Source organism: Vibrio splendidus, assembly GCF_002873455.1.
Lineage (GTDB): Bacteria > Pseudomonadota > Gammaproteobacteria > Enterobacterales > Vibrionaceae > Vibrio > Vibrio splendidus_J.
The window spans coordinates 16,006-29,680 of record NZ_MCUN01000051.1; the positions used below are offsets into that span (position 1 = coordinate 16,006).

11 protein-coding genes are annotated in these 13,675 nt (G+C 43.4%); 4 read left to right on the forward strand and 7 right to left on the reverse strand.

Features of this window, described 5'->3' with window-relative positions:
- Nucleotides 1-62 precede the first annotated feature (62 nt).
- The 4 genes from BCU75_RS20820 to BCU75_RS20835 all read right to left on the reverse strand — a co-directional run bounded on the left by BCU75_RS20820 (nucleotide 63) and on the right by BCU75_RS20835 (nucleotide 5,057).
- A complete protein-coding gene (locus BCU75_RS20820; RefSeq protein ID WP_102474956.1) occupies nucleotides 63-908 on the reverse strand; it encodes a LysR family transcriptional regulator in 846 nt (281 codons plus the stop codon).
- 3 nt (nucleotides 909-911) lie between these two features.
- Nucleotides 912-2,237, reverse strand: coding sequence for an anaerobic sulfatase maturase (locus tag BCU75_RS20825; RefSeq protein ID WP_102474957.1), 1,326 nt, complete (start codon nucleotides 2,235-2,237; stop codon nucleotides 912-914).
- Nucleotides 2,238-2,534: 297 nt separating this feature from the next.
- A complete protein-coding gene (locus BCU75_RS20830; RefSeq protein ID WP_102474958.1) occupies nucleotides 2,535-3,668 on the reverse strand; it encodes an OmpP1/FadL family transporter in 1,134 nt (377 codons plus the stop codon).
- A gap of 600 nt (nucleotides 3,669-4,268) precedes the next feature.
- A complete protein-coding gene (locus BCU75_RS20835; protein WP_102474959.1) occupies nucleotides 4,269-5,057 on the reverse strand; it encodes an AraC family transcriptional regulator in 789 nt (262 codons plus the stop codon).
- A gap of 98 nt (nucleotides 5,058-5,155) precedes the next feature.
- On the opposite strand from BCU75_RS20835, the gene BCU75_RS20840 reads away from it, so the two are divergent.
- From BCU75_RS20840 to BCU75_RS20855, 4 genes are all read left to right on the forward strand, one after another.
- Nucleotides 5,156-6,049 (forward strand): DMT family transporter, encoded by an 894-nt coding sequence (locus BCU75_RS20840; protein ID WP_102474960.1) that lies wholly within the window; start codon nucleotides 5,156-5,158, stop codon nucleotides 6,047-6,049.
- Between the two features lie 211 nt (nucleotides 6,050-6,260).
- Nucleotides 6,261-7,883, forward strand: a complete 1,623-nt coding sequence (locus BCU75_RS20845) for a peptide ABC transporter substrate-binding protein (protein ID WP_102474961.1) — start codon at nucleotides 6,261-6,263, stop codon at nucleotides 7,881-7,883.
- A gap of 424 nt (nucleotides 7,884-8,307) precedes the next feature.
- Nucleotides 8,308-8,811, forward strand: coding sequence for an acyl-CoA thioesterase (locus BCU75_RS20850; RefSeq protein ID WP_054545838.1), 504 nt, complete (start codon nucleotides 8,308-8,310; stop codon nucleotides 8,809-8,811).
- Nucleotides 8,812-9,039: 228 nt separating this feature from the next.
- Nucleotides 9,040-9,312 (forward strand): hypothetical protein, encoded by a 273-nt coding sequence (locus tag BCU75_RS20855; protein ID WP_198592601.1) that lies wholly within the window; start codon nucleotides 9,040-9,042, stop codon nucleotides 9,310-9,312.
- A gap of 584 nt (nucleotides 9,313-9,896) precedes the next feature.
- On the opposite strand, the gene malG is transcribed toward BCU75_RS20855, so the two are convergent.
- From malG to malE, 3 genes are all read right to left on the reverse strand, one after another.
- A complete protein-coding gene (gene malG / locus BCU75_RS20860) occupies nucleotides 9,897-10,787 on the reverse strand; it encodes a maltose ABC transporter permease MalG (RefSeq protein WP_004732010.1) in 891 nt (296 codons plus the stop codon).
- 11 nt (nucleotides 10,788-10,798) lie between these two features.
- Nucleotides 10,799-12,370, reverse strand: coding sequence for a maltose ABC transporter permease MalF (malF, locus tag BCU75_RS20865; protein ID WP_102465261.1), 1,572 nt, complete (start codon nucleotides 12,368-12,370; stop codon nucleotides 10,799-10,801).
- Nucleotides 12,371-12,450: 80 nt separating this feature from the next.
- Complete coding sequence (malE, locus tag BCU75_RS20870) at nucleotides 12,451-13,635, reverse strand: maltose/maltodextrin ABC transporter substrate-binding protein MalE (RefSeq protein WP_076677437.1); 1,185 nt, start codon at nucleotides 13,633-13,635, stop codon at nucleotides 12,451-12,453.
- Nucleotides 13,636-13,675: the final 40 nt, after the last annotated feature.

The window sequence follows — 13,675 nt, forward strand, 5'->3', positions numbered from 1 at the left end:
CAAAAGGGGGATATGCAGGTAGAGCGTGGTGTTTATATCAACAATAAATGGGGTTTATAGTACTAATTCACGCATCTTAGGTGTGCTCGAATAGCTTCTCTAACTTTTATGTGGTTTTCTGTTTTTTGATAGCGTCGATGGTAAGCCAGACAATATTCCAATGGCTTATGTTCTATCGGGTTTTCTAGTACTTGAAAATTTAGACGTTCCTGCCAATTGAGAGCAAGATGCCTAGGTACGATCGCAATTCTATCGCTGGTGGTGACATCAAGCAGCATCGCTGAAATTGAATGGGTCTTGCACTGGATGTTCCTACTTTTCGGACTTTCCAAGCGAATATGCTCAAAACCATCCATTCCTTTCCATTGGGTGGCTAGTGCGACATGCCCCTTTTCATAAAATTGATTCCGTGAAATATGATCATGAATTCTTGGATGGTCACGACGACACACAACAACGGTTGATTCACTAAACAAAGGCTCAGTCACTATAGAGTGGTCTTTTATCATAAATATACCCACTGCTAAATCGACAGATAATGATTTTAGTTGGTGCAGCAATATTTCCTGATCTAATGGAGTATGTTCTATCACCATTGACGGTAGAACGGGTAAATTCAAAGCCAGCGCCTCGTTCACATAAACCGAATAAGTAAAACGTTCACTCAAGGCATTTTGTATTTCATCAAACCCAACGCGAAATCGAGCGGCTAAACGAATGGCCATCGCGGTCGGTTTCATCGTCCGACCTTCTCGATAAAACAGGGGCTCGCCAATTTCTTGTTCCATTCGCTTTATAGATGCGCTCACCGCAGGTTGTGTTATACCTATAGTTTCAGACGCTTTGGTATAAGAATGATATTGGTAAACCTCTAAAAATACTTTTATCAAATTTAAATCAAAATCCATGGTCTACCTTCTTACACCGCAACAATGCTTGTATTTTATACCACTTCCACAAGAACATGATTGATTACGACCCATTGTCACTGAATTTTTGCTTGCCACTGTCGTAAGCTTCACATCTTGGTAAGCCAATGCCCACATGATTTCATCTGCAAAACGACCAACAGATAATAGCCTACGCATTTCTCTCATGTATTGAGCGCTGTACGCGAAGAATTTTCTATAGCCTTGGCAAAAATAGTTATGCCTTGGATGTCCGCTTGAACTGCGCTCAAAACGATGTTTGGGGCACCCTCCATTGCAGGCAAACTGAAATGGGCATTTTTTACAGTCAGGAGTCAATGTTGTTTGTTTTTGTAATCCAAACTCAATGGCTTGCTGGCTGTTATTGCATTCAGAAATTGATTTATGATGTATGTTGCCCAAACGATGTTCAGGGTATACATAATGGTCGCAATTGTATAAGTCCCCGTTTGCCTCAAGAGCAAAAGCATGACCACAACGTTCAGTAAAATGACACATTCCAGACTGCTGTCCGCACCATGCACTCAACGTACTATCCAACATATTCACAAAAATTGAGCCCACATCTTTTCGCACCCAGATATCAAAAATATCACAAAGAAATTCGCCATAGGCTAACGAAGGCACTGACCATGATGTCACTTCCGCCAAAGGTTCATCGGGTAAGACGAGTTTTAAATCCGTTTGAAAACATGATTGCTTCGTTCGTTCGACCAGCGGAATAAACTGAATATAAGTTGAACCAATCTCTTTCAAATGCTGATACACCCGCTTTGGATGTTTTACATTTACACCATTGACGACGGTAAGCGTATTAAACTCAACACCATGCTTTTTTAACAATTCGATACCTTGCATGACTTGAGCATGTGTTTGTTTACCCGAGCGGGTAACTCGGTAGGCATCGTGTAGGTCTTGTGGCCCATCAATAGACACACCTACTAAGAAGTGATGCTTTTTGAAAAACTCACACCAAGCATCGTTTAGCAAAATGCCGTTGGTTTGAAAGGTGTGTTCAAGTTTTTTTCCCTTCCCGTATTGTTCACATAACTGCATGGCTTTTTCAAAAAACGCGAGCCCCATCATTGTTGGCTCACCACCCTGCCAAGTAAATTGAACATGGTTGTTGCTTTGAGCTTCAATGGTCTGCTTTATATAGGAACTTAGTGTGTCATCACTCATTCGCCAGTTTGTTTGACGTTCAGGATAGAGTTGGTGTTTTTCAAGATAGAAACAGTAACTGCAATCAAGGTTACAGACAGAGCCGGTCGGCTTGGCCATTACGTGACAATTATTCGGTGCTTGCATAAGTGAACCTTATAGTCAGCCCATCCATTGTGGCTAATTAGTGAGAAGCGTCCATAAGTGTGTATCACCATTCTATAGGTTGAGTTTCTGGCTAAATAGTCGGTGGTGGTTACATTTACTATAAACAGGATTTATAGTTCATGCCTCTGAATAGCTCAAATCCACGACCACCGACAAATATCGACACATTTTAGTGATTAACCAAAGCCTTCTTCTGCTCTCTACTCTTATATTCTTCTGCTTTGGTTCTGGGTGAGTTTAAAGTGTATAACTCGGCATCTAGGCTTGTTAAACGAATCAGTGACGATAAGAAAGGGTCACAAAGTGAACACGGTTATCTTCATAACTTCCTGTTGGCTGGAGCGTCACGTTGGCGGCTGTGATATCCGCGGTTCCATTATTTTGATATTGATACGCTAAACCTAACTTGTTGCCAGATTCAAGCTCATACTCACTACCAAACCCAATGCGCCATTGCTGGTCAACGGGCAGTAGTACGTCTCGCTCATTCTCGTTCACTGGAGAAGAGTCGTAGCTAGCGCCGCCATAAATCGTAAACTTATCCATCTTATGCGCTGCGCTAACGCCTACAGAATAGGTCCATGTATATTTGTCGTCATAATCTTCCCAGTTTTCAAACTTAGCGTTAACCATTACATCGGTTTGTTTGGAAAGAGCATGCTTAAGCCCCAAGTCGATACTAGTAACCCAAGATAAATTCGCTGTTGGATTCACATCTAGCGACGTTTCAATATCAATTTCATGGTCTGTTTTATGGCGATATTGCAGACCCAAGTGTGTATTGTCGCTCAAAGTGTAGTACGAGCTCAGTGCAAAAGAAGGAGCAACACTGTCACCGGTAGCAAGTTCTTCCAATTGAGTGTTCACGCCACCAACGACGTCTATTTTCATGTATTGAAGAATCAAAGAAGCGCCAAGGGAGAGCTTGTCTGTAACTTGATATGAAACACCAGTTGTAATATCGACGACAGCAATAGCGTTCTCTGAAATGGCATTGATTGGATTGGCGCCGACACCATTGCTATATTCAGCACCTAAGCCACCCGCGGAATGAAGACTAATTCCAAGTACCGCTTTCTTATTCACTCTTTTAGCATAAGAAGCGTGAGGTGCGATTAATCCCTTTGAGGCTTCAGTGCTCTCTCCTGAATCATCACGAGTGAACTGGTTGAATACATTGATATACTGAGCGCCCGAAACATACGATCGATCTTCAATGCCAGAAAGTGCAGCAGCATTTGAGATTGTTGCAGAAGAATCAGAACTGTTTGTAACGTTGGCGGCCCCTGCTGTTGCAACGCTTTTGGTTGTCGCTATTTGAGACATGCTTAAGCCAGCACTATTGACCCAAAAGGGGGAGAGAGTGGCACATGCAACCACAACATTGAGAGCGACTTGCGTCATCTTCATTTTATAGATTCCTTAGGATGTTTCGAGAGAATTTTTCGGCGTATTGCACACATGCAACAAGCCCACACTTGAACCATCCGCAATAAAAGCTAGAGCGTTCACGTAATTAGTAATTAAGTCGCGCCCGAACCTTTCTTGTCATTCAACTCAGCCACAAAACTCAATATTGTCTTGGATTTCGTTTAACTTAGACCAATTTCACTTGTAGATTTTCGATGCCCCGATTCATATCCGCATTTAACGTGTCATCACTCATTTAACAATTGATTGGGTTTCCAGGACAGAGTTGGTGTGTTTCGAAATAGAAAAGGGAGTTGCAACCAAAATAACAAACAGAACCCGTCGACTTGGCCATTAATGAAAACGGTCCATATAAGTGTGTTCCACTATTCTATAGGTTCAGTTTTGGTCTAAATAGTTGGTGGGGATTACATTTGCTATAAACGGGGTTTATAGTTAAACCTTACGGTATCGTCTTTATACGATTTATATTTAGTGTGATATTAAGCGTACGCTTTTAGGTAGCAGGTGCGCGGCTTTGACGACTTGATAGCTATATCAGAGGATCTTGTCATATTAGCCATGCGAGATCAGCTCGGGTTACAACAAACGATTCTTATACTGTTCTGGCGTTTGGTTCGCGTAACGTTTGAACATGGTGATAAAAGGGCTTGCTTGGTTGTAACCCAATGTAAGAGCGACCTCTTTAACCGATTGGCCGTTTCTCAACAAGTCCATTGAGTAGAGGTAGCGCACTCGCAATCGCCATTCTGTAAAGCTCATCCCAAGCTCCGTCTGGCAGTGGCGAGAAAGGGTTCTTTCCGTGGTGTGGACACGCTCAGCCCAATCTTTCAATGTCACTTCATCGGTTGGGTTTTCTTCCACAGAAGCCAGTATAGGCGCTAGGTACTTATTGTCGGTTGAAGGCAAGAAGTGGTGTTCAACTTCACGCTGCGCAAGTTGGTCGAGTAGTACCTGAACAAGCCTTTGATCTTGTTCGCTTTGTGCAACGTTGATATCGCGTTGGCGAAAGTCATCGATAATCGAAGACACGATTGGGGTGATCTTAATAAGGCTGGTTTTCTCAGGCAGATGCTGAGTTAACTCATGAGCAATGTTCAGTGAGCAGTAATCCAATGGCTTACGGTTGTAGCTGCAGTGCATGACCCCAGCTGGCACCCAAATAGCGAGATGTGGCGGCGCGAGAAAGCGTATGCCTTCTGCTTCCATTTCAAGAATCCCACCACTGATCAACTGAACCTGTCCCCAAGGGTGGCTGTGAATACGAGTTTCGGTGTTCGATAAGAAAGCTTCGAAATTCATAAATACGTTGGATGGTGCCTTATCGATTGATAAGGACGGGTGAAGGTTTCTTGAGTGTTTTTTCAAACTTGTCTTCCTATCGCGTCTGATGTCTTTTTAAAGATATCTGTAAGTATAACGACCTGTCAAACTAGCCGCATCAAGTCATTTGCGACGGAATTCACATGTATTATCTATTACCATTTTTCACAGTCTGTATCTGGGGTGCAAATGCGATCGTCAACAAGCTAGCAGCGAGCACGATAGAACCAAGTGCGATGAGTTTTTACCGTTGGTTTATTGCGATGTTAATTTTGACGCCTTTCTGCATCCGGTCTGTGATTAAACAGTGGCCAATCATTAAGCCGAACTTGTCTAAATTAGCTTTCCTTGGTTTTTTGGGCATGGTGTTAAACCAATCTTTGGGTTACTACGCAGGCCTAACCACCTCCGCTTCTAACATGGCATTAATTACGTCTTTGGTTCCACTCATCAGTGTGTTCCTTAGTGTGCCTTTGTTGAACAAGTCTATTTCTAGCCTGAGTATTGTGGGCGGTGTATTGTCTCTGGCTGGGTTGGCGTTAATGCTAGGTAAAGGCGATCCTCTGTTCTTTATCCATCAAAACCTTACCCAAGGCGATGGTTATATGTTAATCGCGGCCTGTGTTTACGCTTCTTACTGCGTGTTACTCAAACGCTGGAAAATGCCAATCAGCAGTTGGGTTGTGATTTATATTCAAGGGTTATTTGCTGTCGCGATGTTGACTCCTCTTTGGTTAACGAGCGAACAACTATTACCATCACAGCAAGCTATTCCTTTGATCGCTTATGCCGCGGTTGCTGCTTCTATTTTGGCACCTTGGATGTGGGTGAAAGCGATTGATACCATTGGTGCAGATTCAAGTGCGATGTTTATGAACTTGATGCCCGTTATCGCGATCGTATTAGCCTCCACTTGGCTAGGCGAAGAGATTAATCAGTTCCATATCATTGGTTGTGTGATGGTTATTTCGGGTGTCATTCTTGCTCAAATCAAAAGAAAACCAAGGCTTGAGGCTGCTCTACCTCAGCAAAGCTAGCTTTTCTTAGATTAGACGAACGAAAACTCGCGAATCACCCTCTCCTTACAATGCCTGCTCCCTCAGCAGGTATTGTTGTTTTCCTATTTTGTTCAACTGTTCTGTTCACACCGTTTTCAAATTCCTTTAATGCGTACTGACTGTTGTTGCAACCTTGAGCCGACTCATGTTTAATGCATTGGGTACTGTTTAAGTTGTAAAAGGAATTACAATGACTCAATCAAGGATCCCAGTGATCATATCGTCACTGCTTGCTCTATCTTCAGCCTCAAGCTTTGCTGCCACAGTTCCTACTGATACACCATTAGCTAAAGAACAACATTTTGTGCGTGGCAATGGCGCAGAGCCCAACACTCTCGATCCAAACTTTGTTAATTCTGGTATGCCCGGCGACATTATCGTCAATGATATGTTTGAAGGCTTTGTGATCGAGAACAGCGATGGGCAGATCATCCCAGGACAAGCTAAAGAATGGTCGTTCAGCAAAGACGGTAAAACCGTCACGTTTATGTTGAAAGAGGATCTTCAATGGTCAAACGGCGAGCCAGTGACAGCATCAGATTTTGTCTTTGGCTGGCAGCGTGCCGTGTCACCTAAAACGGGCAACAATACAGGGTTTGTTTTCTCGACTGCGAATATCGTTAACGCCAGTGAGATTCTTCGAGGAGATAAAGACCCGTCGGAACTGGGCATTAAAGCATTGGATGAACACACGGTTGAAATTGCGCTTTCAAAGCCTACGCCCTACTTCATGAGTTTAATGAGCATCAAAACCTTCTTCCCTCTGCCTACTAAGTTGGTTGAAGAGAAAGGCGACAAGTGGACTCGCGCAGAGAACATTGCAACCAACGGCGCTTATACTCTGAGTAAATGGGTACCTAACGAATACGTAGAAGTGACCAGAAACCCGAATTACTGGGATAACGCTTCAACCGTCATCAATAAGGTCACTTACCTTGGTTTATCATCTCAAAACGCAGAGTTAATTCGCTATCAGTCTGGTGAAATTGACATGACGAATCGCGTGCAACTTGAGTATTACCAAAAGCTTGTCAAAGAAAGCCCTGAACAGATTAAGGCACAGGCTTTGTTAGGGTCATATGTTTATTCGTTCAATACGCGTCAAGCTCCGTTTGATGATGTAAGAGTTCGACAAGCATTAAGCATGACAGTAAACCGAGAGATTTTAGTCGATAAAGTGACGGGACAAGGAGAGCCTGAAGCCTACAGCGTGACGCCTAATAACATCCCGAACTACACAGCTCCTAAGTCTTTATTCGAAGCGCTAGATAGCTCAAAACGTCAAGCCAAGGCCAAGCAGCTATTAGAAGAAGCTGGATACAACCAAGAGAATCCTCTTAAATTTACACTCACGTACAACACCAGTGAAAACAACAAAAAGATCGCCATCGCAATTGCATCAATGTGGAAACCACTTGGCGTGAAGGTAGAGCTAGAGAACATGGAGTGGAAAGCGTATGTCGCAGCTAAAGGAGCGGGAGATTATCAGCTTGCTCGTTCTTGGGCCTTTGGGGACTATCCAGAGCCTTCAGCTCTGTTAGAAGCCTTCACTTGCGGGCACACGGCCAATGAGAGTGGCTACTGTAACTCTGATTATGATGAGCTCTTGCAGCAAGCGAGCAAAACGGAAGATCAGTCTAAACGTTTCGCTCTATATCAGCATGCTGAATCGCTTCTGAACGAATCTGCAGCAGTTATGCCTTTATACCACTACAATCACACTCGATTAGTGCGAAATACACTTAAAGGCTTCCCGAACAATAATCCGAAAGGAAATATCTACGCGAAGGACCTATACTTTATTCAAGAGTAAAAATGAGCTAAATAATAAACAAATTTTACTACCACCTTAGTAGTAAAGGTACTAGAATAATTTAACTAAACCGGATTAACAGCGGTTAGTTGGCTATAACAAAATAAGGTACCGCAATGAGTACCAAACGGCTTAGAAACACCTAGCACTGCGCTAGGTGTTTTTTTTGCAATCGACCTTTTCAACTGCCAACTCAACATTTATCGGTTCTTACTCAATATGGCTGGGCACCTACTCAGCATTGCTTCATCCGCGTTTTCCACTCGCCTCTACCGCCTTTAAACATCAATATTCATCCGTTCGTCACCCGTTTGAAAAAATAGTCTTAATCGTGAGAAACACCGCTTTAATTTATGTCATCTTAAGTATATTGTTATTAGCAAGTAACAAGCATGTTATACAGCACAATAATGAAGGAAGATAGATGAGCAGTAACAATAACCGACCAGATGGTAAACGAGACGTTACTCTGCGTTTTTTAGCTGAACCTGGGGATGTGAACTTTGGTGGTAAAGTTCATGGTGGTGCAGTAATGAAATGGGTCGATTTAGCGGCTTATGCTTGCTCTGCTGGGTGGAGTGGTAAATATTGTATTACCGCTTACGCAGGGGGGATTCGATTCGTAGCGCCGATCCATGTTGGCAACCTTGTTGAGGTAAGTGCGAAGGTCATCTATACCGGTTCATCTTCTATGCACATCGCTATCGACGTTCAAGCCAGCGACCCTAAAGAACTCAACAACCGCCTAACGACTCACTGTATCGTTATTATGGTCGCTGTTGATGAAAATGGTAACCCGACTAAGGTGCCGGAGTGGGTTCCAGAAACACCAGAAGACATCGAATTAAGAGATTCGGCTATTCGCCTAATGAACATGCGAAAACAGATCGGTGAAGAGATGGAAGCACACGTTAAGTACCTTAAGTAAACTTTACCAACTACGCTACAAAACCATATTACAATGCCAAGCACCTGCTTGGCATTGGTTTATCTAATGGCCCACTCTGCACAAGCAAAGTCCTAGTACATCTAATACGATCTATGAGAGCGTGATACCCAGCCAAAGGTTAAAATGAGTCAGCACTTATTCGCTGATTTATTTTGACTGTAATAAAGTCGTCATTTAGCTCTGGTTAAATACCGCCAATCATAATGGATGTATTTGAATTTCCTGGAGCCACCTTTGAGCGTCACACGCCCCACTCTTAGCGAATCTACACTGAACAATTTAAAGGCTGTTGAGTACCAATGGGTTAGAACTTTGTACGTCGAAGGCTACGACAGCAATGAAATTAACCACTACATCCAAACTTGTTTTGGTGGTGACCAGACGTTTGCGGATCTATTTCGCCGTGTCGCACTCGATCAAGAAAGCATCTATGTGTTGTTGCAACACCTAGGCTGTGCTCCTTCTAGTAGAGAGTTCTAACCTCAACATCCGATCCCCCTCTTACCCTTGAATCGAAAGATACTTCCAAGCAAACCAGTAACTACAAGTGATAGCTACTCACAACACATCAACAGTAGCCCGCCGTTATAGACATTTTCTGTGCAATCCGGCTAATCGTTGCATACAAATCATTGAAGTATCACGCATTGAAATATTAGCAAACTATCAATAGAGCAACTGCCCCTTATACTGAGTGTCTGATTTGTGAGACTCGTTCATGTCACCCTGTAAGAGGAATGAGGCAGGAGAGATTCGGGAGAGAAGTGACTCGAAACTTTAATGGCTAAAGTAGCTATGAGCACAAAAACTGACAGGTAAAACGAATATCCGGACAAAGTAGAAAACAAAAAGTAGCAGGTATAAAAAAACCCAAGTAAATACTTGGGTTAGAGTTACAAAAACCACTAATCATTAATAGCGTAAGGAACCTGATTAGTAGCCAGCTATGCGTAACCTGAGGGTTATTTTTATTACTGATCGGCGGCCAAACCAAATGATGTAATAAAAATGCCAATATAGAGCGACCTAGAAGGTCGCTCTTTGTCTTTTTTATAGGGTACAGCTTATCCTTTTACACCACCCGACGTCAAACCGCCAACTAACCAACGTTGAGCCAGTAAGAACACGATCGTAATTGGAAGTGCTGATAGTACAGCTGCTGCCGCAAAGTCACCCCATAGGTAGTTCTGAGGATATAGGTATTGCTGCATACCTACCGCTAGCGTGTAAGAGTTCACATCCGATAATAGGATTGAAGCAACAGGTACCTCACCAACAACACCAATGAAAGATAGAATAAACACAACCGCTAGGATTGGCACAGAGAGTGGTAATAGAACCAATCTGAACGCTTGCCACGGCGTCGCACCATCCAATGCAGCGGCCTCTTCCAAAGAATTATCAATCGTCTCAAAATAACCCTTAATCGTCCACACGTGCAGTGCGATACCACCAAGGTAAGAGAAGATTAGACCGCCGTGCGTGTTCAAGCCTAGGAACGGGATGTATTGACCAAGTTTGTCGAACAGCGCGTAAATCGCTACCAAAGCCAATACTGCAGGGAACATTTGAAAAACCATCATCGCTTTCAAGATAGTTTCTTTACCTTTGAAGCGCATACGAGCAAATGCGTAAGCCGATGTAGTAGACAGCGCCACAATCAAAATAGACGTAATACCCGCTACTTTTATCGAGTTCCACAACCAAGTAAGTACAGGGAATGGAGGTGGCGTTACCGAACCATCAGCGTTGGTCACTGACATACCCAGAGCTAATTTCCAGTGCTCCAGTGATGGATTATCAGGAATCAAACTACCAGTCGCGAAGTTACCTTCACGGAACGAGATAGCAATAATCATTAATAGTGGGAAGATAATTAGCGCTAAGAAGCACCACAACACTGCATGCGTTGCCCACACTCGGTATTTAAGGCCTTTACCTTGTACCATAGCCATTGTCGTGCTCCTTAATCTTGAGTCAGTTTAGTGAAACGTAGGTTTAGTAACGCAAGTGCACCAACCAATAGGAAGATAAGCGTTGCGATAGCACTAGCTAGACCAAAGTCTTGACCGCCACCGCCTTCGAATGCGATTCGGTAGGTGTAGCTTACAAGTAGGTCTGTGTAACCCGCGGGCTCTGAAGTGCCAATCATGTTCGGGCCGCCGTTCGTCAATAGTTGAATCATTACAAAGTTATTGAAATTAAAGGCAAATGCTGCAATCAATAGCGGTGTAAGCGGCTTAATCATCAATGGGAATGTGATTCGCTTGAAATTATCAATAAAGTTAGCACCATCGATTGCTGACGCTTCATACAAATCTTCAGGAATCGCTTTTAATAGGCCCATACATAAAATCATCATGTAAGGGAAACCTAGCCAAGTGTTAACAATCAACACCATGGTTTTCGCAAGAATCGGGTCGGAGAACCAGTTTGGGCTTAAGCCAAAGATACTCTCAAGCACCATGTTGATCTCACCAAAGCTCTGGTTAAATAGGCCCTTAAAGATAAGAATCGAGATAAACGCTGGGACTGCGTAAGGCAGAATCAGTAGAACACGGTAGATTGAACGACCCTTTAACTCTTCCCACTGCACAATATTCGCAAGAATCAGACCAATGGCAAGTGTGAAAACAACCGTACAAATAGAAAATACAACGGTCCAGATGAAGATGCTGATGAAAGGTTCTTTAATGCCGTCATCTTTCCAAACACGCTCAAAGTTAGCCGTACCGATGTCTACAACAAAGCCTGGAGATATTGTATTACCAATAAACTCTCCTTTCTCGTCAACCGGTTGATAGAAACCCACTTCCATGTTTGGTTTCAATACTTCACCAGATTCATTGTTGATTAACGTTTCACCGTCACCTTGAAGGGTGTAAAGCGGTGCGACAGCAGCAAACTTACGCAAACCACTCATACGGATATCATTACCATCTGGCAAGTGGAAATCTACACCACTGATCGCAGAACGGTTTTGGATGATCGCTTTGATCTTCTCTTTTTCACCTTGTACAGATTCGATTGCAGATAGGTCCATCTCTGTTGCTGTCATACCTTCCAGAGAAAATACATCAGTTGCTAACAGCTGGTCGCCATCTTTCACAACGATCTGGTGACCGTTATCTGTTTTGTACAAAGTAAATGGGTAACTTTCACCGCTTTGGAATGAACGGTCTAAAAGAACGGTTTGAGTACGCTCTAGAGAGAGCTGGTTTTTTGCGCTGTAGTTAGTGAACGCAAGCCCTACGGTGTATGCCAGTGGGAAAAGAATGAATAAAATCATTCCGGCAATACCTGGGTAAATATAACGGTGGGCGTAAGTTTTCTTACTACCAAAAATGTAAAGTGCCAAAGCCGTTAAGATCACAGTAAGAAGCGCAAATGCGAGCTCACCGCGAGAATACATTAAAATTGTAGCGTAGCCATTAATTAAGCCAACACTACCAAGCAACCCCCATTTGATGAAGACGCTTTTACTGCTTGGAAGGCTTGATGGTGCCGGGATCGCATCTGAACCTTGAACTGACTGCATAGAGGAACCTGCTAACGATATAGATAAAAAATAGAAAAGTAAGGAGAGGTTGCCCCCTCCTTAAAGGTAGAACTTGAGTATTACTTAGTCATTCGAGCTTCTGCACCTTTCAGCGCTTGATCAACAGTTTGGCGGCCATCAACAACGTTGCCGATCGCTTCTTCCATGCTGTACCAGAATGTAGTGAACTGAGGGATGTTAGGCATGATTTCGCCGTTCATCGCGTTGTCCATTGTTGCGGCAATACGCGTGTCACTGTCTAGTTGACGTTGGAAAGAGTTAAGAGCAACTGCGCCTAGTGGTTTGTCATCGTTCAAGCTTTTCATACCTTCATCAGTTAGTAGGTAGTTTTCCATGAACTCAACAGCTAGGTCGCGGTTTGGAGAAGCAGTGCTGATACCACCCGCCCATACACCAACGAAAGGCTTAGAAGCTTTACCATTGAACTTAGGTAGTGTTGCAACGCCGTAGTCTACGCCCGCTTTCTCGATGTTTGCCCATCCCCAAGGACCATTGATTGTCATTGCAACGTTACCCGCAACGAATTCAGACTCAGCGACTGAGTAGTCCATGTCTGCAGAGATAACTTTGTCTTGTACCATCTTCTCGATGAAACCTAGAGACTTTTGAACACCATCAGTCGCTACGCCCGCATCTTTAATGTCGTAACCTTCAGCTGTTTGTTTGAATGCATAACCGCCGTCAGCTGCTAGTAGAGGCCATGTGAAGTAAGCGCCGCCACGTAGAGGCCACATGATCGCTTTCTTACCGTTTTTTTGAAGCTCAGCGTTAAGTGCTGGGATTTCTTCCCAAGACTTAGGTGGGTTAGGAACAAGTGCTTTGTTGTAGATAAGAGAAACTGACTCAACCGCTACTGGGTAAGCGATTGTTTTACCTTCGTAAGAAACAGCGTCCCATGCAAAATCTACGATACCGTCTTTAGTCTCTTTAGAAGGTTTGATATCAGCAAGAAGACCCGCTTCTGCAAAACCACCAAAACGGTCGTGAGCGTAGAAGATCATGTCTGGGCCATCGCCAGCCGCTGCAACTTGAGAGAACTTCTCTTCTAGTTTATCTGGGAAAGCTACTGTTACTTTAACACCAGTGTCTTCTTCAAAGCGTTTGCCTACTTCAGCCATTCCTTCATAAGCTTTATCGCCACCAACCCAAATAGTTAGTTGACCTTCTTCGATAGCAGCGTTTGCACCAAATGAACCCAGAGCCACAATTGTGCCTAGAGCTACAGCGCTTAGAGCGTTTTTCATGTCAATATCCTTTTTATATTTATACGTAGGGCGCATTCAA